This is a genomic window from Sphingomonas pseudosanguinis (assembly GCF_052056765.1).
GTDB classification, from domain to species: Bacteria; Pseudomonadota; Alphaproteobacteria; order Sphingomonadales; family Sphingomonadaceae; genus Sphingomonas; species Sphingomonas pseudosanguinis.
Genome location: NZ_CP189888.1, coordinates 805,255 through 825,154, shown reverse-complemented (window position 1 = coordinate 825,154; position 19,900 = coordinate 805,255). Strand labels below are relative to the sequence as shown.

Sequence of the window (19,900 nt, the reverse complement as noted above, 5' to 3'; positions counted from 1 at the left end):
TAAAAACCTTACCCTTGCCTGGCTTTCTATCGACCGGCTGGCTCACAGGCTTGGTCCTGATTGCCGGCGGAAGCCTATTCTGCCGATGGAGGGCCAAGATGTTTTTGCCCGATCTGAACAACACCGCAAGTGTCGGGTGGTTCGCGATCGGGGTTCTCGTTGCACAAGCCGTTTGCCATGTCGCGGCTATGACCGGGGCCTAAAGTCTGGCCCGATCGGACTCGGCAAACAGGCGGGCCGCTCGCTATCCCCGCCCCACCGACTCCCGCACCACCACTTCATGCGCCACCACCCGGTCCTCCACCGCGCGCGATCGGAGCGAGGCCAGCACCTGCTCCACCGCGCGGAAGGCCATGTCGCCCACCGGCTGGCGGATGACGGTCAGTGGAGGCCATAGCCGTGCCGCGATCGCGGTGTCGTCGAAACCGGTGACCGCCAGATCGCGTGGCAGGGACAGCCCCATGCGATGCGCTTCGCCGATCAGCCCGGCGGCCATGTCGTCGCTGCTGCACAGGATCGCGCTCGGCCTGTCGGGGCGCGATAGCAAGACGCGCGCCGCCGCCGCGCCGCTGGCCGGTTCGAACTCGCCGCGTATCTCCAGCGTCGGATCGACCGGCAGGCCGCTCGCCACGAGGCCGTCGCGAAAGCCCGCCAGCCGCTCGTCCGCCACCGAGAAGCGCGCCAGCCCCGCGACAAAGCCGATCCGGCGATGCCCCTGCCCCGCGACATGGCGGGTCAGCGCCGCCATCGCCGTCCGATTGTCGATCCGCACCGTCGAAATGTCCGGCAAGGCATGGCCCGTCGCGATCGCCGCCGCCGCGACCCCCAGTTGCTCGAACAGCCCCGACCCGCTGAGCAGTTCGGCGAAGGGCGGCACCAGGAGCACGCCCGCCGCGCCGCTCTGCACCAGCGCGCGTACCGCCGCCTCGGCCGCTTCGCGGGTCAGCCCCTCCTCGGCCTGGGCGATGAATTGCAGGCCGCGCGCATTGGTCGCGCGCAGGGCGCCGAGCAACACGGATTCGATGAAGGGTGTTCGCCGGTCGCTGTAGATCAGCCCCAGCGTTGTCGCGCGCGCCTTGGCCAGCCGGCGTGCGGCGATATTGGGGCGGTACCCCAGTTCCTCGATGGCGGCGAGCACGGCCGCGCGCGTCGCCGGCCCGACCTTGCCGGTGCCGTTGATCACGTTGGACACGGTCATCGCCGACACGCCGGCGCGTTCGCCGACCGCGCGGATCGTAACTCCCTCGGGCTTGCGCATGGTCATGACCGGCACGGCGGTAACGGGCTTTTCCGTCACCGGCCAGTGCCCGCCATGAACCGGGGAGCCCGGCGCGTCAGACCGCGCCCGCCTTCAGCCCCTTGACCGCATGGTCGACCGCCCGCGCGGTCAGCGCCATGAAGGTCAGCGAGGGGTTCACGCACGAGATCGAGGCCATCTGCGCGCCATCGGTGACGAACAGGTTGGAGGCGTCATGCGCCTGGCTCCATTTGTTGAGCACCGAGGCACGCGGGTCCGCGCCCATGCGCGCGCCGCCCATTTCATGGATCGCGTCGCCGGGAATATGCTCCTGCTCGCCGCTGGTGACGTTCTTCATCCCCGCTGCGCGCAGCATCGCCTCGCCCTCGCGCCGGGCATCGGCCATCATCTTCAGCTCATTGTCGCGGAAGGTGACGTCGAACTTCATCAGCGGCACGCCGAACCGGTCGACCTTGCTCGGGTGGAGCGAGACGCGATTGTCCTCATAGGGCAGACATTCGCCGAACGCGCCCATGCTGAACTGCCACGGGCCATAGCGGCGCATGCCGTGCTTCATCTCGGCACCGAAGCCGACCGGCTTGGCGGCGTTGCGATAGGCCGATCCCTGATAGCCATAACCCCGCTTGAAGCCGAGGCCCTCGTCGCCCTTCAGATTGCGGAAGCGCGGCACATAGACGCCGCCCGGCCGTCGGCCATATTCGATCAGGTCGTCCATGCCGGGGATCTCGCCCGACACGCCGACGCGAAAGATATGGTCCATGACATAGCGGCCGAGCGTCCCGCTCGAGTCGAAATGGCTACGCTCCGAACCGGCCGCGCGCGAGTTCATCAGGATCTGCACCGATGCCATCGACGATGCGCAGACGAAGACCAGGTTCGCGGTCGCCTGCATCGCCTGACCCGTCTTGGCATCGATATAGCGGACGCCGGTCACCTTCTTCCTGGCCGCATCATAGTCGATGCCGGTCACCACCGCATCCGACTGCAACGTCAGCCGCCCGGTCGCGCGCGCCGCCGGTAAGGTTACCGCCTGGGTCGAAAAATAGGCGCCGAAGGAACAGCCATTGCCGCACTGGTTGCGGAACTGGCACTTGGTACGGTTCTGGTCGGGCTTGTCCTCAGTCATGTTGGACAGGCGGGTGTTGATCAGCTTGCGCCCCGGAAACTGGCCCTCCAGCCGCTCCTTCAGCCATTTCTCCGCGACGTTCATCGGGATCGGCGGCTGGAATTCACTATCGGGCAGATAGGGCAGGTTCTCGCGTGAGCCGGATACGCCGATATATTTCTCGACATAGGCATACCAGGGCTCGACATCATCATACCGGATCGGCCAGTCGGCCGCGACGCCCTCGCGCTTGTTCGCCAGGAAGTCGTCCGGGCTCCATCGGAACGACCAGCGTCCCCAGATCAGCGACTTGCCGCCGACCGCACCGGGCCTGATCCAGTAGAATTTGCTCCCCTCGTCATAGGCATAGGGATTCAGCCGGTCGTCATTGTAGAATTTGCGATTGCTGGGCGCGACATAGCCATGTTTGGCGATGAAATAGTCGCTGTCCATCAACGGCTTGGGCATGATGTTGCGCGCCGGCACCTCGAAGGCGGGCTTGCCGTCATAGGGATAGCCCTCGCCATGTTCGACCATGACGCCCCGATCGAGCATCAGGACGCGCAGGCCCTTTTCGGTCAGTTCCTTGGCGGCGAACCCGCCGCTGATGCCCGACCCGATCACGATCGCGTCGAAACGGTCCGTCGCCGCCATGGCTGTCCTCCCTAATCTCTTATGTCGTTACATTTATTCGTCATTGCTTCGCCGCGCTCGCAATGACGGGATGCGGCATGGTTCAGAACCGCAACGCCCGCAGCGTCCGGTAGCTGGTCGTGATGTCGGGCAGATAGGGCGCGGGCGCTTGGTCGTTCTCGACATAGAAATGCTTCACGCCGACCAGCCCGTTGAGCTTGAAGATCGAGGCGAAGTCGGTCTGGCCCGCGCCCACCGCCGTCATGCTGCCATCGGCGCGCGCGTCCTTGACGTGATAGGCATAGATGCGCCCGGCCAGCCGCCGGATCAGCGCCTTCACATCCTCGCCCGCGTGCAGCGCCCAATAGAGATCGATCTCCAGCTTCACGAGCCTGGGGTCGGTCGCCTTCAGCAGCCGCTCGTACAGGCTGACGCCGCCGGGCTTCACGGTGAACTCGAAATCATGGTTGTGATAGGCGAAGCCCAGCCCCGCCTTCTTCAGGCCTTGCGCAAAGCGGTTGAAATTGGGCAGCGCCGCATTCCACCCTGCCTCGGTGCGATGCTCGTCGGTCATATAGGGCAGGATGACGGTATCCGCGCCCAGCGTCTTGGCCATCGCCACGCTCTGGTCGAACTTGTCGCGCAGGCTTTCATAGGGAACGTGGATCGACGGCGCCTTCAGCCCCAGCCGGTCCTGCGTGCGGCGGAGCATGGCATGGTCCATCGCGTCATAGCCGCCACCGCCATATTCGATCTCGCGATAGCCGATGTTCGCCACCGCCTCGAGCGTCTTGACCGGATCGGCGGCGAACAGCTCGCGGATCGTATAGAGCTGCAAGCCGATGGGCCCCAGCTGCGCCGCCTGCGCCTCGCCCGGCAGGAATCCGGCCGCGCCCAGACCCAGCCCGGCGCCGATGAGCGAACGACGATCGATCATGCCGAATATACCTTGTTGACCTGAGAATAGGGGAAGGCACCATTATATTCGCCGGGCACGGGCAGATATTCGCGCTCCTGCGTGATGCCGATTTCGGACGTGTAATAGCCGGTGATGACGAGCTGCCGGAACGGCTCGAAAAAGGCGCGACCCTCGGGGATGACGCCCTCCATCGCCTCGGTCAGCAGCGTGTCCTGCTGCTGCGTGGTCGCCTTGGCGGCGGCGAGCTTGTTGACGCTCTGGCTGCGCGCGTCGATCGCGTTCAGCCCGTTGACGATCGGTATCCGGTCCTCGGGCAGCGACCAGTCGGCCAGCATCTTCTCGATGAACGCCGGCACCTCGGCGGCAATCGCGCCGGGGGTGTCGGTGGTCGGCAGCACCCGCTCGGCCAGCGCGGTCATCGTCGCGCGTTGGGTGGGGGTGAAGACCGCGACGCTGGGCGGCCCTTCGGAAATGACGGGGATGGCACCGCGCGTCTGTTCCACCGCCCCCGCCGCTCGGGCGATGGGCGCGAACAGCGCGGAGCCGAACATGGCGGTGATCCCCGCCAGCGCGTGGCGGCGGTCAATATGGGGGTGGGCGATCATCGGACATCCTCCGGCAGGTCCTGCGCGATCGCCTCGGGCGGCAGCGGGCGGACCCAGATATTGCGGAACGAAACGGGCGAATCATGATCCTGAAGCTGGATCGGCGCGGCGTCGCCATGCGCCTGATACTGGCCGATCTGCCGCCAGACGGTGGTGCCCAGCATCGCCTGATGGTTCTGGACCAGCACGCCGTTCAGGAACGCGGTGACATAGGCGGGGCGCAGCAGCTTGCCGTCCGCCGCGAAACGCGGCCGCTCGAAGACGATGTCATAGCTTTGCCACTCGCCGGGCTTGCGCGAAGGGTTCACCAGCGGCGGCTTCCAGGCATAGACCGCACCGACCGTGCCATCGGCATAGGTCGGGTTGTCATAGCCGTCGAGGATCTGAACTTCATAGCGCTGCATGAACCAGATGCCGCTATTGCCGCGATCCTGCGACGCTTTCTGCGGCGGGGTCGGCGAGCGGAATTCGAGGTGCATCTGCACGTCGCCGAAGCTCTGCTTGCTGACCAGCACGCTCTCCGCCTTGCCATCGCGCGGCGGCACGGTCATCGCGCCGTCTTTCAGCACCCAAGGCTTGCCGCTGGGCCTCCAGGCGTCCATCGAGCGCCCGTCGAACAGCACCACCGCATCGGACGGTGCACCGCCGGGTTGCGCGGCGGGCGTCACGACCTTGGGCGCGGGCCGGTCGGGGTCATGGACATGCCATTTGCCGCCGGGCAGGATCGGCGTGTCGCGGAACCCCAGCCCCGGCTTGTCTTGCGCGACCGCACCACTCGCCACGGCCAGCGCGATCAACGGCACCATCCGCATCGCTCCCCTCCTCATATTCTCGGATCGATCGCGCGATAGGCGGCGATCAGCTTGTCTTCGCCCGCCCGGCCCTTGACCGAATTGCCATGCTCCATGCCGATCACCCCGGCATAGCCCTGCGCCTTCAGGAAGCGGCAGACATTGGCGTAGTTGATCTCGCCGCTGCCCGGCTCGTTGCGGCCCGGATTGTCGCCGAACTGGATATAGCCGATCTCGTCCCAGCACAGCTTCATCGTCGGGATCAGATTTCCCGACTGGATCTGCTCGTGATAGAGATCGGCCAGCACCTTCACGCCCGGGCTGTTCGCGCCGCGCGCGACCGCATAGCCCTCCGCGATCGACTGCATGAAGACGCCCGGATGGTTGGTCCGCGTGTTGAGCGGCTCCATGACCAGCGCCATCCCATGCGGCGCGACGATGTCCCCTGCGCGGCGCATCACGTCGATGATCCGGCCCATCTGGATGGCGGGGTGCAGACGCTTGTCCATGAAGCCGGTGACGACCGTCATCCGCGTCGCGCCGACCCGTTTTGCGACATCGACCGCGCTGGTCACGTCGGCCAGAAACGCCTGCCGCTCGGCATCGTCGTCCCCGCCCAGCAGGGGCCGCGATTCCGACCATTTGGGCATCGAGGCGACGAACACGCCCATCGTCATCTTGCGGTCGCGCAGCGCCTTGGCGATCGCCTCCTGCTCGGCGATGGGGCGGAGGCGGTACTCATTGTCCTCCCAGGCCCAGAAGCCCTGATCGGCGGCATAGGCGATCTGCTCGACCGAGCTGTCGCCCCGGCTGGCGAAGCTGCCCAGATGCGGCGCGAAGCCCAGTGTGAAGCGCGCGGCATTCGAAGATCGGCCGGCCTTCTGTCCCGCCAGCGTGGCGGCGGGGACGGCGGCGGCCAGGCCACCGATGACGGTACGACGCGACCAGTTCATGCGACGCTCTCCGCAACGGGGCGGCGGGGACGGCGGCGCTCGGCCAGCCAGATTCCGCCGAACACGAACAACAGGATCACCGGCACGATCGCCAGCCGCGCGAAGGACTGCGACGCCGCCGCATCCTCGACCTGGCGCAGCGCCTCACCGGTCAGCCGGGTGAACGCCTCCGGTCCACCGGCCAGCTCGACCTTGGCGGCGTCGAACATCGCGCCCAGACGGGGCAGAACGAAGAAGCTCGCCAGCGCGCCCGCCGATCCGACCAGCCCGAGCGCCCAGGCACCGCCGCGCGGATAACGCTCGGCGACCGAGGCGAGCATGGTCGGCCACATCGCGCAGACGCCCAACCCCCACACGGTCGAGGCCAGGATCGCCGCCACCGGCGACTGCGCGCGCGACAACAAGAACAGACCGATCCCCGCCAACAGGCTCGACACCCAGAGCAGCCCCGGATTGGACAACCGCCCCGCGATCCGCCCGGCGAAATGGCGGAACACGAACATCAGCGCGCTGACATAGACCAGCAGCAGGATACCGCGCATGCCCACCCGGCTGCTGAGCGCGACGTCGAGCCACTGGCCCGGCGCCAGTTCGGAGGCGGCGGTCAGGAACATCGCGGCGAACCAGACGAAGAAGCTCGGCCGCTTGAAGACTTCGGCGATCATGCCGCCGAAACCGACGTCACGGACTTCGCGGGGGACCGGCGGAAAACGGGTGGTCGCCGCCATCACCAGCACACCGAGCGCCGGGATCAGCACCAGCGCCATGATCGCCTGCCACGACAGCGCCTCCGCCAGGAACACCCCCGCCAGACCGCCGACGATCAGCCCGCCGGGATACCAGGCATGAAGCACGTTCAGGCGATGCGTCGTGTCTTCGGGATAAAGCCGTGCGGTCAACGGGTTGATCGATGCTTCCGCCAAACCCCAGCCGATACCGCTGAGCAGCATCCCGCCCCAGACGACATGATAGACGCCCATGCCGCTGGCGACCGAGCCCGCCCCGATGATCGCCGTCGTGCCGACGAGGAAACACAGGCCGCAGCCGATCAGCATCTGGCGCGCCCCGACCCGGTCGAGCAGCGCGCTCGCCACAAACAGGGTCGCGGCAAAGCCCAGAAAGGCCGAACCCAGGGCCGACCCGATCAACTCCCCCGCCTCGACCGGCGCGATCGGGTCGATCCACTGCGCCTTCAGGCTGCTCGCCACCGCCGCACGCAGCGCCGCACTCGCGGCGGCCGTGAACAGGGCCAGCACGCTTAGCCAGAACAGCCGCGACCGATTCTCCGGTATCGCTTCCATGCCCCTCTCCCGCTTATCTTTTTTGTCAGACTTGACCGTCCGGAGCGAATGGTCAAGCCATTGAATTATTATCCGTCATTGCGAGCGCAGCGAAGCAATCCACGGCGCCTTGCCCGGGCACTGGATTGCTTCGCTGCGCTCGCAATGACGGAGAGCATATTTCAAATTCCCAGCCAGCGCCGATTGGCGGCCGGATCGCCCCCACCGGCGAAATCGTCGAAGGCGCGCTCGGCCCGCCGGATCATGTGTGCGGCGATGAAGGGCGCCCCCTCCCGCGCGCCGTCCTCGGGATGCTTCAGGCAGCATTCCCATTCCAGCACTGCCCAACCGGCATAGCCGTACTGCGTCAGCTTGGAGAAAATGCCGCCGAAATCGACCTGCCCGTCGCCCAGCGAGCGGAACCGCCCCGGCCGATCGACCCAGTCGCTATAGCTGCCATAGACGCCCGCACGGCCGGTCGGATTGAACTCGGCATCCTTGACGTGGAACATGCGGATGCGGTCGTGATAAAAATCGATGAACTGCAGATAATCCATCGCCTGCAGCACGAAATGGCTGGGGTCGTAGAGGATGTTGGCGCGGGCATGGCCGCCGACCGCCTCCAGGAACCGCTCGAACGTCACGCCGTCATGCAGGTCTTCGCCGGGATGGAGTTCGTAGCAGAGGTCGACACCTTCCTCCTCGAACGCGTCCAGGATCGGCCGCCAGCGCTTGCCGAGTTCGGCAAACCCTTCCGCCACCAGCCCGGCGGGCCGCTGCGGCCAAGGATAGACGAAGGGCCAGAGCAACGCGCCCGAGAAGGTCGCGTGCGCGTTCAAGCCCAGTCGCCGGCTGGCCTTGGCGGCGTAACGCAGTTGCTGGAACGCCCATTCCTGTCGCTCGGCGGGCTTGCCCCGCACCGCCTCGGGCGCGAAGCCGTCGAACGCTGCATCATAGGCGGGATGGACCGCGACCAGTTGCCCCTGCAAATGGGTCGACAATTCGGTGATCGCGACGCCCGCCTCGGCGCAGCGCCCGGCCAGATCGTCGCAATAATCCTGGCTTTCGGCGGCCAGCTTCAGGTCGATGCAGCGCGCATCCCAGGTCGGGATCTGCACGCCCTCATAGCCCGCCTCCGCCATCCAGCGCGCCGCCGAATCAAGCGTGTCGAACGGGGCGGCATCGCCCATGAACTGGGCCAGGAAGATACCCGGCCCGCGCATCGCCGAGGATGGGGCGGTCTCGGTCACTTCGCGGTCTCGGCCTTGAGGTACGCGATCAGCGCGGCGCGCTTGGCGGGGTCGGCGACGCCGATCGGCATGCGCGTGCCGGGCACCTTCTTCATCGGCGCGGCGATGAACTCGTTGAGGGTCTTGTCATCCCATTTCAGCCCGGAGGCCTTCATCGCGGGCGAATAGTTGAAGCCGGCGATACTGCCCGCCTGCCGCCCGAAGACGCCGTTCAGATTGGGGCCGACCCCGTTGCGCCCGCCCTTGTTGAGCGTGTGGCATGCACGGCATGCGGCAAAGGCCTGCGCCCCGGCGGCGGGCGCGGTCTGCGCGGTCGAGGGTGCCTGCACCGCCAGCATCACGGCGATCGCACCAGGCAGGGCGGCCAACCAGACGAGTTGCCTCATCCTCTCTCTCCTGAAATTTTCTTGTCCAGACTCGCTGGTTCTACACGGAGTTTACCGGTAAACCCGTGGCTTGCAAGTATCGAATGTCGCCTTTCGAGCGACGCGCATGACAGGAGAGGATGATGGCGGGACGCAGGTTGAAGCTGGCGATGGCGGGCGGCGGCGAGGGCGCGTTCATCGGCGGCGTGCACCGGATGGCGGCGGCGCTGGATGGCGACTGGCATTTGGTCGCGGGTGCGTTCAGCAGCGATCCAGCGCGCAACCGGCGCACCGGCGAGCAGTTCGGCCTCGACCCGGCGCGGGTCCATGACACGCTCGATGCGCTGCTCTCCGACGAACGCGCGCGCCCCGAGGGTGACCGGATCGACGCGGTCGCGATCGTCACGCCCAACCATCTCCACGCCCCCATGGCGATCGCCGCGCTCGATGCGGGCTTCCCCGTGTTCAGCGAAAAGCCGATGGCGATGAACCTGGCCGAGGCGCAAGCCATCACCGAGGCGGCGCGGGCGTCGGGCCAACTCTACGCGCTGGCCTTCACCTATAGCGGCTATCCGATGGTCGAGGAGGCACGCGCGCGCGTCGCGCGCGGCGATTTCGGTCGCGTCCGGCTGGTCCATGTCGAATATGTCCAGGGCTGGCTGAGCAGCCCGCTCGACCGCGAAGGCAACAAGCAGGCCGAGTGGCGCACCGATCCCGCGCGGGCGGGCCTCGGCGGCGCGCTAGGCGATATCGGCACCCATGCCTTCCAGCTGGCCGAACATGTCTCCGGCCTCACGGTCGAGGCGCTGTCGGCGGATGTGTCCACTCATGTGGCGGGACGGATGCTTGACGACGACGTCAATGTCCTGCTGCGCTTCGCCGAGGGCGCGCGTGGCACGCTGCGCGCCACGCAGGTGGCGGCGGGCGAGGAGAACGGCCTGCGTATCCGCATCCATGGCGAGAAGGGCGGGCTGGAATGGTCGCAGATGGAGCCGAACACGCTGACCCTGCGCTGGCTCGACCGCCCCGCCGAGATCGTCCGCGCCGGCGGCCCGGGCCTCAGCCCCACCACCCTGCCCCGCCTGCGCACTCCCTCGGGCCATCCGGAAGGCTATATCGAAGCGTTCGGCAACCTCTACCGCGCGGTCGCGGGAAGCCTGCGCGACGATGCCCCGACGGGTGGCGCATTGGGTGAGCCCGACTGGTTTCCGGGGCTGGAATCCGGATTGCGGACGATGGCGTTCGTCGAGGCGGTGCTGGAAAGCGCGCGGTCGGACGAGAAGTGGACCGTGTTTCCCGCGCTAGCCGACTGAGTGCGTCGAGCCGGCTTGACGCAATTCCCATCACATCGATACGTTTTGAAAACGATCGATGGGGAGTTGATCATGCGGTGGTTCGGCATTGGAATGGCCCTGCTGGTCCTGGCGGGTTGCAGCAAGGCGCCCGATCAGGATCAGGCCGGCGAAACCGCGAGCAAGGCCGGCGGCCTGGCCTTTTCCTATCGCTACGACGTGCGCCTGCCGTCGGCGCGGATTTCCGATGCACAGGAGTTGCAAGCCCAGGCATGCGAGCGGCTGGGCGCACGGTGCCGTATCACCGGCATGGCGTTCAACGTCGACAGTTCGGGTCGCGCCTCCGCCAGTCTGGATATGAGTGTTGCCTCGGCCATCGCCCGTACCTTTGGCCGGGAAAGCGTCAAGCGGGTCGAAGCGGCGGGCGGCGCACTGACCGGTGCGGAGATCATCGGCAAGGATACCGTGCCCGACATCCAACAGGCCGATGCCAGCGCCGCCGATACCCGGACCGATCGGAGTGAAATCGACAAAAGGCTGGCGATTCAGGGCCTACCGGCTGCCGAACGAAGCGGATTGCTGATCCGTCGCGCCGCGCTGGAGCGACAGCAACGCGACAATCTCGCCGCCAAGGCTGCCACCCAGGCCAGCGTCACCTTCACGCCCATCAGCTTCTATTATGCCGCCGGGTCCGGCGTCGGACTACAGGCGCAGCTGAGCGAGGTGGCGAACATCGCCTATGCCTCGCTCAGCTGGACGATCACGACGGTTCTGACCCTGCTCGCCTATCTGGGGCCGCCCCTGTTGCTGGGGCTGCTCCTGGCGCTGGCATGGTTTCATGTCGGGCGGCGCTGGTTCGCCCGGCTGTTTCCCGCCGATCGGAACCGCTGAGCCGGTCAGACCCGCCCGCGCACGATCCCGGCCGCGCTGGCGAGCACCGCGACGTCCTCGGCGAAGCCCGTCTTGGTCTGGCCGTAGCGTCCCAATGCGGCCATCCGCCCGCGCCAGCCGGGATAGGAGGCGACCACCGCCGTCACGCCGCCGATCGCCGCACCCAGCCAGCGACGCTTGGGGTCGGCCAGCACCGCGCCGGCGATCGCCGAGGTCGTGAAGCGCGCGACCAGACCGATCGGCACGATCCGGTCGGGCGCGGTCTTCTGCTTGTCGCCCGCCATTTCGCCGATCGCGAGCGCCAGCGTGCCGACGGCGACGACCGGATTGGCCAGCCAGCGCAGCACGCCCTTGCCCGGCTTCAATTCGCCCCGCGCGGCGGCGATCGACACGGCGGCCAGCGGCGTCATCGCGCGCTGTCCGCCGACCAGACCCATTTTGAACGATGCGAGCATGACCATGACCTCGTGCCTTGAAAACAGATCGTCCCAACGCTCGCCCCCGTCCGGCGGGTTCCCCCTTCCCTTCAACACCCCGGCTTTGGCATCATCCGCGCCATGATCCGCATCCTGACCACCGCCGCGCTGCTGGCGCTTGCCGCCTGTTCCTCCAACGACCAGCCCGAGGGGCTGAGTGAGGCGGAGAACCGCCAGCTGAACGAAGCCGCCGCGATGCTCGACGCCAAGGCGGTCGATCTGAACGCGATCGCCCCTTCGGACGTTGAGGCGACGACATCCACCGATAACGAAAGCTGATGCCGTCATGACCGATACGCCGCTCCGCCGCCTGGGCTCGACCGACCTGATGATCGCGCCGCTGGTGCTGGGCGGCAACGTCTTCGGCTGGACCGCCGACCGGGACGCGAGCTTCGCGGTGCTCGACGCATTCGTCGATCAGGGCGGTACGATGATCGATACCGCCGACGTCTATTCCGCCTGGGTCGACGGCCATCAGGGCGGCGAGTCCGAGACGATGATCGGCGAATGGCTGAAGGCCAGCGGCAAGCGCGACCAGGTGCTGATCGCGACCAAGGTCGGCATGCTGCCCGGCGAGGGCGGCGAGAAGCTGGCCCCCGCGCGCATCGCCGCGGCGGCGGAAGCGTCGCTCAAGCGGCTCCAGACCGACCGCATCGACCTGTATTTCGCGCATCAGGATGACGAGGATCAGCCGCAGGAGACGGTGATGGAGGCCTTCGCCAGGCTGGTCGAGGCGGGCAAGGTCCGCGTGATCGGCGCCTCCAACTTCCATGCCGCCCGGCTGATGCGCGCCAACAACGCCGCGCGCGACGCCGGCCTCCCGCGCTACCATGTGCTGCAGCCCGAATATAATCTGGTCAGCCGCCACAAATATGAGGGCGAGTTGCAGGATTACTGCGTCACCGAGAATATCGGCGTCGTGCCCTATTACGGCCTCGCTTCGGGCTTCCTGACCGGCAAATATCGCCGCGAGGCCGATCTGTCGCAAAGCGTGCGCGGACAGAAGATGGGCGAACTGCTTCACGGCAAGGGTGCGGAGGTGCTTGCCGTGCTCGACGGCGTGGCCGAGGAAACTGGGGCCACCCCGGCGCAGGTCGCACTCGCCTGGCTGATGGCGCAGGCCGGCGTCACCGCGCCGATCGCGAGTGCCACCAGCGTCAAGCAGTTGTCCGAACTCACCCCCGCCATGCGGCTCCGGCTGTCGGAGGATCAACTCGCGCGGCTAAATGCGGCCGGATCGTAACCACATAAAATATGTTAGTCGGCGGAAACCATCACGATGACCAAATCATTAAAGCCGCATGACTTCTACACCACGTACCATCATGGTGGTCGATGATCAGTTCCTCCTGCTGCTCCATACGCAATTCGCGTTGGAGGATGCGGGATACCAGGTCGTTCAGGCAAGCTCGGCGGACGAAGCGCTGCGCATGCTCGACAGCAATCCGGGCATCAGCGCGATCTTCACCGATGTGGTGATGCCCGGGTCGCTGGACGGTGCGGCCTTGGCCGCGCGGGTGCGGGATAGCCATCCGCACGTCACGGTGATCGTCACCTCCGGTGAACCCGGATATGATCCGGCGACGCTGCCGGCCGAGGTTCGCTTCCTCCCGAAACCCTATACCGGCCACGAGGTCATTCGCCTGATCGGCGACCTTTCGGCCGGAAACGATCTGCGTCAGGCCGCCTTCGCCTGAAAAGTGGCGGGGCGGCCGATCAGATAGCCCTGGATCTGTTCGCAGCCCAGCGCCTGCAGCACCGCATATTGCTGCTCGCTCTCCACACCCTCGGCCACGACGGGGATATTCAGGCTGCGCCCCAGGCCGACCGAGGCCCGCACGATCGACAGCGCCGGCCCTTCCTCGTTCATCCCGGCGATGAAGCTGCGGTCGATCTTGATCTTGTCGAACGGGAATTGCTGCAAACTGCTGAGCGACGAATAGCCGGTTCCGAAATCGTCCATCACGATACGGACCCCGGCGGCGCGCAGGGCCCGCAAATTGGCCATGGCAGTGTCGCGCTCGTCGATCAGCACGCCCTCGGTCACCTCCACCTCCAGCCGGTACGGGGCAAAGCCTCGCGCCGCGATCGCCGCCAGCATCCGCGCCGCCAGCGCCGGGTCGCGCAGCTGGACGGGCGACAGGTTGATCGCCAGCATCCATTCGACCGGCCATTGCCGCACCACGGTCAGCGCCTCGACGAGCAGATGCTGGCCGATCTCGGCGATCAGGCCATCCTCTTCGGCGATGGCGATGAAGACATCGGGGGACACCGCCCCCAGGACCGGATGGGTCCAGCGGGCCAGCGCCTCCTGCCCGATGATCCGCCGCGTCGCGCAGTCCGCGATCGGCTGGAACGCCAGATGCAGTTCGCCGCGCGTCACCGCGTCGCATAGTTCATGCGCCAGCCAGCGACGCTGCCGGCGCTCCTCGTCCATCGCCGCGTCATAATGGCGCGCGCGATTGCGACCGTCCGCCTTGGCGCGATACAGCGCGATGTCCGCACAGGCATGGAGTTCATCCCCCTCCAGCGCATGATGTTGCGACAGGGCGACGCCGATGCTCAGGCGGATCACCGGGGTGGCGGCCTCATGGCCCGCGATCGCGAATATCCGCTCGACCAGCGCGGCGGCGTCACGCTCCCCATCGGACAGGACATGGATGATCGCGAACTCGTCCCCGCCGATCCGCGCGACCACATCGCCGTCGCGCACCGCCGTCGCCAGCAGCGCGGCGGTGCGGATCAGCATCTTGTCCCCGGTCGCATGGCCCAGCGTGTCGTTGACGCCCTTGAACCCGTCCAGATCGATCGCGAGCAGCGCGACCCGCTGCCCCGCCAGCAACAGCGCGGCCAGCCGTTCGGAAAAGACCACGCGGTTCACCAGCCCGGTCAGCGGATCGTGATGCGCCAGATACTCGACCTGACGCTGAATCCGCGCCCGCTCCGCGCCCGCGCGCGACAGCGCCTCCAGCCCGCGCGTCAGTTCGCCGATCTCGTCCTGGTCGGCCGCCATGGGCAAGGGGGCGAGCGGCTGGCCGGCATTCATCGTCCGGATCGCCGCGACGATGTCGAGCAGCGGCCGCACGATCCGCCGCCGCAGCCAGACGATCAACAGGGAGACGAAGAGCAGGATCAGCACGCCCGCCATCGCCACCTGGATCAGCGCATGGCGCGCCAGCTGCTCGACCTGCGTTCCGCTGATCGCGAGTTGCCGGTTGAGCAAATCGTGCGAGGTCTGCCGCGCCTGTTCCAGCGCGTGCAGGCTGGCGACGAAGGCGGGCATCCCGGCCTTGACCGACGCGGCTCCCTGACGTGCGCCGGCCATCAGCGCCATCGCCGCCGTGGCGAATTGGCGTTGCACCCGATGCTCGGCGACCAGTGCGGCATGGATCGACCGGGGCATGTCGGGCGAGACCGTGACGGGCGTCGACAGGCCGGCGACCGTCTCACGCTCCAGCGGCCGCCAGCGCGCATCGGCGACGGCGCGCCCCTTTTCCACGTCGCGGGTCAGATCGCCGATCGCGATGCGCAACGCGCGCAGCCGGGCATCCTCGGCATCGTGCCGTGTGATCGTCGCCGTCAGATGGCGGTTCGCCTTGACCGTCGTCAGCAGCTGGCTGCCCAGCGCCAGGCCCAGTCCGCACAGCGCGAGCGACACCAGCAGGCCGATGGTCAGCATCACCGCGAAGCGGAACTGCAAGGACCGATGGCGATGCGACAAAGCTCTCATCGCGCGAACCCTAGATCCATGATGCTTAAAAATGGTGAAGCCATGATCAGTCGCCCGCGAAGACGAGCGGCGCGACCCGCCGTTCACGCTCGGTGGTCAGCAGGCTGCGGCCCATGGGGGGATGCGATCGCTGCGGGCAGTCGGGGCGGGTGCAGCGCCGGCACCCCGGCCCGATCGGCGTCGCCGCCCCCTTCAGGTCGCGCCCCCGCGCCGCCGCCAGTCCGTCGGCCAGCGACGCCTCCACCCCCAGGACGATGACGAAGCGCGCGGTGACCCCGCTGATCGAACGTCCCGCCTTCTCGATGCCCGAGGCCATGGTCAGGAGCCGCACGCCACCCTCCATTTCGACCAGCTCGGTCAGCGTCTCGCCCGGCCGGTCGACCAACGACAGCGCCCGCCACAAGGGGCAGCGCCCCTCCGCCTTGACCAGCGCGGGATGCGCGGGGCCGGCATAGCGTTTCGACACCTGCCCCGCCCGGTCCAGCCGCATCAGGAAAAAGGGCAGGCCGCGCGCGCCCACGCGGCCGAGCGTCGTCAGCCGGTGCGCCAGTTGCTCGCGCGACACGGCGAAGCGGCGCTCCAGGACGGGCAGGTCATAGCCCGTCGCCTCGCACGCGCGCAGGAACCGCGCATAGGGCATGACCAGCGCGGCGGCGAAATACTGGCCCAGATAGCGGCGGAACAGCCGTTCGGCGGTGCGGTCCCCGAACGCCGCACCGCGCGTCAGCGCGTCGATCTCACTCCGCGCCTCCAGCAGTCCCAGTTGCATCGCCAGCGCGAAGACGCGCGCGGGCCCCTCCAGCATTTCCGACAGCTGGATCTGGCGGGCATGAAGGTCGAGGCGAACGAGCGTGTCCGGCAGGATGTCGATCGGCAGGATGCGGATCGACAGCGCATGTCGCACACGCAGCCGCTCGGTAAGCGCACCGTACAGATCGGCCGCCCCCATGCGGAGTTCGTCGGCCAGCATTTCGGCGGCGGCGTCGAGATCGGGGAAGTGGTTGCGCCAGCGTTCGATCTCGCGACGGACCATGATCGTCGGATCGATCGCGACCGGAGTGGCGGCCGGCGCGCCCTCCCCGCTCCAGCGGTCGAAGGCGCGGGCGAACGCCTCCGCGCCGCCGGGTGCTGCGGCCAGCCATTCCTCCAGCTCGGCGCGGTCGATCTCCAGATCGGCGAACATGGGATCGGCCAGCCGCCGCCGCATCGCCGCCGCGCCGCCGCCCGGCGCATCGGCCGTCAGCGCGCGTGGATCGAAGTCGAACGTCTCGACCAGCCGGACCAGCAACGCCGCCGACACCGGCCGCTGGTTGCGTTCGATCAGGTTGAGATAGCTGGGCGAGATGTCGAGCATCTCGGCCATCGCCGCTTGCGACAGACCCTGCTGGCGACGCAGCCGCCGCACCGCATGGCCCGCGATCAGCTTTGCCGTACTCATGTCGCCGCTCCCTCTCCGACGATGCTGCGCCCCGCCAACCAGCTTGTCAATTCTTTACATTGCGACTTTTGATAGCTTGGCGATGATGACGTCATCACCCGCCATTTCTTACCACTTGCTGTTCTACGTCGCCCTCACCCGTCAATCTCATCATCAAGGACAGTGACTTTGTAAAGGATATGCCATGACGCTCAGCTTCTCCGACCTCATTCCCGCCCCCGCCGGGCGGTTCGACGGGATTGAGCGCCCCTACAGCCCGGCCGATGTCCAGCGGCTGCGCGGGTCGGTGGCGATCGAGCATACGCTGGCGCGGCGCGGCGCGCTGAAGCTCTGGGAGCTGTTGCGGACCGAGGATTATGTCCATGCGCTGGGCGCGCTGTCGGGCAATCAGGCGATGCAGATGGTGCGTGCCGGGCTGAAGGCCATCTATCTGTCGGGCTGGCAGGTGGCGGCCGACGCCAACACGGCGGGACAGATGTACCCCGATCAGTCGCTCTACCCCGCCAATGCCGGGCCGGAACTGGCGCGGCGGATCAACGCGACGCTGGCGCGCGCCGACCAGATCGAACATGCCGAGGGCGGCGTCACCCGCGATTGGTTCGCCCCGATCGTCGCCGATGCCGAGGCCGGGTTCGGCGGCCCGCTCAACTGCTTCGAGATCATGAAATCCTATATCGCGGCGGGCGCGGCGGGGGTGCATTTCGAGGACCAGCTCGCCTCGGAAAAGAAGTGCGGGCATCTGGGCGGCAAGGTGCTGATCCCCACCCAGACGCATATCCGCAATCTGGACGCGGCACGGCTGGCGGCCGACGTGTCGGGCGTACCGACGATCATCTGCGCGCGCACCGATGCCGAAAGCGCGCGCCTGATCACCTCCGAGGTCGACGAGCGCGACCGCGAGTTCCTGACGGGCGAGCGGACCGCCGAGGGCTTCTACCGCCTGAAGGAGGGAACCGGCGTCGACCATTGCATCAAGCGCGGACTGGCCTTCGCCCCCCATGCCGACCTGTTGTGGTGGGAGACGTCCAAGCCCAATCTCGACGACGCCCGCCGCTTCGCCGAGGCGATCAAGCGCGAACATCCCAATAAAATGCTGGCCTATAATTGCTCGCCCAGCTTCAATTGGGAAAAGAATCTCGACCGCGACGACATCGCCCGTTTCCAGCGCGAGATCGGGGCGATGGGGTACAAGTTCCAGTTCGTCACGCTGGCGGGGTTCCATCAGCTGAACTTCGGCATGTTCGAGCTGGCGCGCGGCTATCGCGATCGAGGCATGGCGGCCTATTCCGAACTGCAACAGGCCGAGTTCGCCGCCGAAACCCATGGCTATACCGCGACCCGCCACCAGCGCGAGGTGGGCACCGGCTATTTCGACCTCGTCGCACAAGTGGCGGCGGGCGGTGAAAGCTCGACCACCGCGCTCGCCGAATCGACCGAAGCCGCCCAGTTCGAGCAGGCGGCATAATAACCCCGAAATGGAAAGGAGACCTGATCATGCAGACCGAACCCCAACGCAGCCGTGCCGTCTTCTCGACCGAGGACTTCGCGCTGATGAAGGAAGCCATCGCCGAACACGTCAAGCGCGTCGCGGACGATCCCCGCTCGGTGAAGTTCGCGCATCTCTACCACCGGCTGGGGCGGATCGCCTCTTGAGGTGATCCCTTGGCCTTCGACTTCGGCGCAACGCGCCGAAGTTTATCCTGAGCGGCTGGCTTGCCAGCCAGTCGAAGGGCTCAGGCTGAACGACGGTTTGGGATCGGCTCTGACACGAGGCCTTTGTCCCAACCTCCGTTCGCGCTGAGCGAAGTCGAAATGCACGCTTCGAATGACAGTAACGCACCCCACCGTCCAAGACTTCCTTGGGGAAGGAGGCACCCCGCCGGCACCCACCGGCGGGGTTTGTTTTCACGGCGGAACAACGACCCCGATGGGACGCTTAGCGCTCCATGCCCGATACCGGCCTGACCGCGCGTATTCGCGAGAACATAGTCCTCTACGGCGCGCTGGCGGCCAATCTGGGCATCGGCGTGGCCAAGTTCGTCGCCGCCGGCATTACCGGATCGTCATCGATGCTGACCGAGGGCGTCCATTCGGTCGTCGACAGCGGCAACCAGATCCTGCTGCTCTATGGCCAGAAGCGCGCCAAACGCGGGCCGGATGCCATCCACCCGTTCGGCTATGGCCGCGAGCTGTATTTCTGGGCGTTCGTCGTCGCCATCCTGATCTTCGCACTGGGCGCCGGCATCTCGATCTATGAAGGCTGGCTGCACGTCCGTGCCCCTGAACCGCTGGTCGACCCGACGGTCAACTATATCGTGCTGGCCATCGCCTTCGCCCTAGAAGGAGCATCCTGGACGATCGCGGTACGCGAGTTCCGCCGGTCGAAGGGCGATGCCGGCTGGTGGCGGGCGATCCACGAGTCGAAGGACCCGGCGGGTTTCATCGTGCTGTTCGAGGATTCGGCGGCGCTGGCGGGGCTGGTCATCGCGGGCCTGGGCGTCTTCCTGTCGCACGAACTTAACGATCCGCGCATCGATGGCATCGCCTCGATCCTGATCGGGGTGGTGCTGGGCCTGGTCGCGGTGCTGCTGGCGCGCGAGGCAAAAGGGCTGCTGATCGGCGAGCGGGCCGACCCGGCGGTGGTCGAGACGATACGCGGCATCGTCGCCGAACGCCCGTGGATCAGCCATGTGAACCATATCCGCACGATCCACACCGCGCCCGACAGCATCTTCGCCGCGATCAGCGCCGATTTCGTCGACAGCCTGCCCATGGGTGCGGCGGAGACGATGATCGAGACGCTGGAGGATGATCTGCGGCGCGCGGTGCCCAGCCTGTCATCCATCTATATTCGCCCGGAAAAGCGCGAAAATGCCGCTACGGCTGCGCCCCAACCCAGGTTATAAGCGGTATC

20 protein-coding genes are annotated in these 19,900 nt (G+C 67.0%); 8 read left to right on the top strand and 12 right to left on the bottom strand.

What is annotated here, in order from left to right:
- Positions 1 to 244: 244 nt before the first annotated feature.
- The 9 genes from ACQHGV_RS03780 to ACQHGV_RS03740 form a co-directional block, all read right to left on the bottom strand.
- A complete protein-coding gene (locus ACQHGV_RS03780) occupies positions 245 to 1,297 on the bottom strand; it encodes a LacI family DNA-binding transcriptional regulator (RefSeq protein WP_440979481.1) in 1,053 nt (350 codons plus the stop codon).
- A gap of 37 nt (positions 1,298 to 1,334) precedes the next feature.
- Positions 1,335 to 3,017, bottom strand: a complete 1,683-nt coding sequence (locus tag ACQHGV_RS03775; RefSeq protein WP_440979480.1) for a GMC family oxidoreductase — start codon at positions 3,015 to 3,017, stop codon at positions 1,335 to 1,337.
- A gap of 82 nt (positions 3,018 to 3,099) precedes the next feature.
- Positions 3,100 to 3,933 carry a sugar phosphate isomerase/epimerase family protein gene (locus tag ACQHGV_RS03770; protein WP_440979479.1) on the bottom strand — a complete coding sequence of 278 codons (834 nt, stop codon included), beginning with the start codon at positions 3,931 to 3,933 and terminating at the stop codon, positions 3,100 to 3,102.
- Positions 3,930 to 4,520, bottom strand: a complete 591-nt coding sequence (locus ACQHGV_RS03765) for a gluconate 2-dehydrogenase subunit 3 family protein (RefSeq protein ID WP_440979478.1) — start codon at positions 4,518 to 4,520, stop codon at positions 3,930 to 3,932. The genes ACQHGV_RS03770 and ACQHGV_RS03765 overlap by 4 nt, the downstream gene beginning before the upstream one ends.
- Positions 4,517 to 5,326, bottom strand: a complete 810-nt coding sequence (locus ACQHGV_RS03760) for a 3-keto-disaccharide hydrolase (protein ID WP_440980128.1) — start codon at positions 5,324 to 5,326, stop codon at positions 4,517 to 4,519. Before ACQHGV_RS03760 ends, ACQHGV_RS03765 begins: the two co-directional genes overlap by 4 nt.
- Positions 5,327 to 5,343: 17 nt before the next feature.
- Positions 5,344 to 6,264, bottom strand: coding sequence for a hydroxypyruvate isomerase family protein (locus tag ACQHGV_RS03755; protein ID WP_440979477.1), 921 nt, complete (start codon positions 6,262 to 6,264; stop codon positions 5,344 to 5,346).
- Positions 6,261 to 7,565 (bottom strand): MFS transporter, encoded by a 1,305-nt coding sequence (locus ACQHGV_RS03750; protein ID WP_440979476.1) that lies wholly within the window; start codon positions 7,563 to 7,565, stop codon positions 6,261 to 6,263. Before ACQHGV_RS03750 ends, ACQHGV_RS03755 begins: the two co-directional genes overlap by 4 nt.
- Positions 7,566 to 7,726: 161 nt before the next feature.
- On the bottom strand, positions 7,727 to 8,767 hold the full coding sequence (locus tag ACQHGV_RS03745) for a sugar phosphate isomerase/epimerase family protein (protein ID WP_440980127.1): 1,041 nt from the start codon (positions 8,765 to 8,767) through the stop codon (positions 7,727 to 7,729).
- A 23-nt stretch (positions 8,768 to 8,790) separates the two neighbouring features.
- Positions 8,791 to 9,180, bottom strand: a complete 390-nt coding sequence (locus ACQHGV_RS03740) for a c-type cytochrome (protein ID WP_440979475.1) — start codon at positions 9,178 to 9,180, stop codon at positions 8,791 to 8,793.
- Positions 9,181 to 9,299: 119 nt separating this feature from the next.
- Here ACQHGV_RS03740 and ACQHGV_RS03735 point away from each other — a divergent pair, with 119 nt between their 5' ends.
- Positions 9,300 to 10,472, top strand: a complete 1,173-nt coding sequence (locus ACQHGV_RS03735; protein WP_440979474.1) for a Gfo/Idh/MocA family protein — start codon at positions 9,300 to 9,302, stop codon at positions 10,470 to 10,472.
- A 93-nt stretch (positions 10,473 to 10,565) separates the two neighbouring features.
- Entirely contained in the window at positions 10,566 to 11,342 is a 777-nt protein-coding gene (locus ACQHGV_RS03730) for a hypothetical protein (RefSeq protein ID WP_440979473.1), read from the top strand.
- A 5-nt stretch (positions 11,343 to 11,347) separates the two neighbouring features.
- On the opposite strand, the gene ACQHGV_RS03725 is transcribed toward ACQHGV_RS03730, so the two are convergent.
- Positions 11,348 to 11,803, bottom strand: coding sequence for a DUF4126 family protein (locus tag ACQHGV_RS03725; protein WP_440979472.1), 456 nt, complete (start codon positions 11,801 to 11,803; stop codon positions 11,348 to 11,350).
- Between the two features lie 96 nt (positions 11,804 to 11,899).
- On the opposite strand from ACQHGV_RS03725, the gene ACQHGV_RS03720 reads away from it, so the two are divergent.
- From ACQHGV_RS03720 to ACQHGV_RS03710, 3 genes are read left to right on the top strand one after another with little or no spacing between them, the layout of a single operon-like run.
- Positions 11,900 to 12,097: a hypothetical protein gene (locus ACQHGV_RS03720; protein ID WP_440979471.1), complete on the top strand. Its 198-nt coding sequence runs from the start codon at positions 11,900 to 11,902 to the stop codon at positions 12,095 to 12,097.
- A 7-nt stretch (positions 12,098 to 12,104) separates the two neighbouring features.
- A complete protein-coding gene (locus tag ACQHGV_RS03715; protein ID WP_440979470.1) occupies positions 12,105 to 13,061 on the top strand; it encodes an aldo/keto reductase in 957 nt (318 codons plus the stop codon).
- A gap of 58 nt (positions 13,062 to 13,119) precedes the next feature.
- Complete coding sequence (locus tag ACQHGV_RS03710) at positions 13,120 to 13,515, top strand: response regulator (RefSeq protein WP_183951120.1); 396 nt, start codon at positions 13,120 to 13,122, stop codon at positions 13,513 to 13,515.
- On the opposite strand, the gene ACQHGV_RS03705 is transcribed toward ACQHGV_RS03710, so the two are convergent.
- Positions 13,497 to 15,548, bottom strand: coding sequence for a putative bifunctional diguanylate cyclase/phosphodiesterase (locus ACQHGV_RS03705; RefSeq protein ID WP_440979469.1), 2,052 nt, complete (start codon positions 15,546 to 15,548; stop codon positions 13,497 to 13,499). The genes ACQHGV_RS03710 and ACQHGV_RS03705 overlap by 19 nt on opposite strands.
- Positions 15,549 to 15,594: 46 nt before the next feature.
- Positions 15,595 to 16,986 (bottom strand): helix-turn-helix domain-containing protein, encoded by a 1,392-nt coding sequence (locus ACQHGV_RS03700; protein WP_440979468.1) that lies wholly within the window; start codon positions 16,984 to 16,986, stop codon positions 15,595 to 15,597.
- A 184-nt stretch (positions 16,987 to 17,170) separates the two neighbouring features.
- On the opposite strand from ACQHGV_RS03700, the gene aceA reads away from it, so the two are divergent.
- The 3 genes from aceA (at position 17,171) to ACQHGV_RS03685 (ending at position 19,892) form a co-directional block, all read left to right on the top strand.
- The gene (aceA, locus tag ACQHGV_RS03695) at positions 17,171 to 18,451 is read left to right on the top strand and encodes an isocitrate lyase (RefSeq protein ID WP_440979467.1); all 1,281 of its coding nucleotides are present in this window, start codon (positions 17,171 to 17,173) and stop codon (positions 18,449 to 18,451) included.
- 29 nt (positions 18,452 to 18,480) lie between these two features.
- Complete coding sequence (locus tag ACQHGV_RS03690; protein ID WP_183951124.1) at positions 18,481 to 18,639, top strand: hypothetical protein; 159 nt, start codon at positions 18,481 to 18,483, stop codon at positions 18,637 to 18,639.
- A gap of 293 nt (positions 18,640 to 18,932) precedes the next feature.
- Positions 18,933 to 19,892: a cation diffusion facilitator family transporter gene (locus ACQHGV_RS03685; RefSeq protein ID WP_440979466.1), complete on the top strand. Its 960-nt coding sequence runs from the start codon at positions 18,933 to 18,935 to the stop codon at positions 19,890 to 19,892.
- Positions 19,893 to 19,900 lie beyond the last annotated feature (8 nt).

Coding starts and splice junctions, on each gene's coding strand:
- ACQHGV_RS03775 (WP_440979480.1), bottom strand. CDS start 3,017: ATGGCGGCGACGGACCGTTTCGACGCGATCGTGATCGGGTCGGGCATC.
- ACQHGV_RS03770 (WP_440979479.1), bottom strand. CDS start 3,933: ATGATCGATCGTCGTTCGCTCATCGGCGCCGGGCTGGGTCTGGGCGCG.
- ACQHGV_RS03765 (WP_440979478.1), bottom strand. CDS start 4,520: ATGATCGCCCACCCCCATATTGACCGCCGCCACGCGCTGGCGGGGATC.
- ACQHGV_RS03760 (WP_440980128.1), bottom strand. CDS start 5,326: ATGGTGCCGTTGATCGCGCTGGCCGTGGCGAGTGGTGCGGTCGCGCAA.
- ACQHGV_RS03755 (WP_440979477.1), bottom strand. CDS start 6,264: ATGAACTGGTCGCGTCGTACCGTCATCGGTGGCCTGGCCGCCGCCGTC.
- ACQHGV_RS03750 (WP_440979476.1), bottom strand. CDS start 7,565: ATGGAAGCGATACCGGAGAATCGGTCGCGGCTGTTCTGGCTAAGCGTG.
- ACQHGV_RS03745 (WP_440980127.1), bottom strand. CDS start 8,767: ATGCGCGGGCCGGGTATCTTCCTGGCCCAGTTCATGGGCGATGCCGCC.
- ACQHGV_RS03740 (WP_440979475.1), bottom strand. CDS start 9,180: ATGAGGCAACTCGTCTGGTTGGCCGCCCTGCCTGGTGCGATCGCCGTG.
- ACQHGV_RS03735 (WP_440979474.1), top strand. CDS start 9,300: ATGATGGCGGGACGCAGGTTGAAGCTGGCGATGGCGGGCGGCGGCGAG.
- ACQHGV_RS03730 (WP_440979473.1), top strand. CDS start 10,566: ATGGCCCTGCTGGTCCTGGCGGGTTGCAGCAAGGCGCCCGATCAGGAT.
- ACQHGV_RS03725 (WP_440979472.1), bottom strand. CDS start 11,803: ATGGTCATGCTCGCATCGTTCAAAATGGGTCTGGTCGGCGGACAGCGC.
- ACQHGV_RS03720 (WP_440979471.1), top strand. CDS start 11,900: ATGATCCGCATCCTGACCACCGCCGCGCTGCTGGCGCTTGCCGCCTGT.
- ACQHGV_RS03715 (WP_440979470.1), top strand. CDS start 12,105: ATGACCGATACGCCGCTCCGCCGCCTGGGCTCGACCGACCTGATGATC.
- ACQHGV_RS03710 (WP_183951120.1), top strand. CDS start 13,120: ATGACTTCTACACCACGTACCATCATGGTGGTCGATGATCAGTTCCTC.
- ACQHGV_RS03705 (WP_440979469.1), bottom strand. CDS start 15,548: ATGAGAGCTTTGTCGCATCGCCATCGGTCCTTGCAGTTCCGCTTCGCG.
- ACQHGV_RS03700 (WP_440979468.1), bottom strand. CDS start 16,986: ATGAGTACGGCAAAGCTGATCGCGGGCCATGCGGTGCGGCGGCTGCGT.
- aceA (WP_440979467.1), top strand. CDS start 17,171: ATGACGCTCAGCTTCTCCGACCTCATTCCCGCCCCCGCCGGGCGGTTC.
- ACQHGV_RS03690 (WP_183951124.1), top strand. CDS start 18,481: ATGCAGACCGAACCCCAACGCAGCCGTGCCGTCTTCTCGACCGAGGAC.
- ACQHGV_RS03685 (WP_440979466.1), top strand. CDS start 18,933: ATGCCCGATACCGGCCTGACCGCGCGTATTCGCGAGAACATAGTCCTC.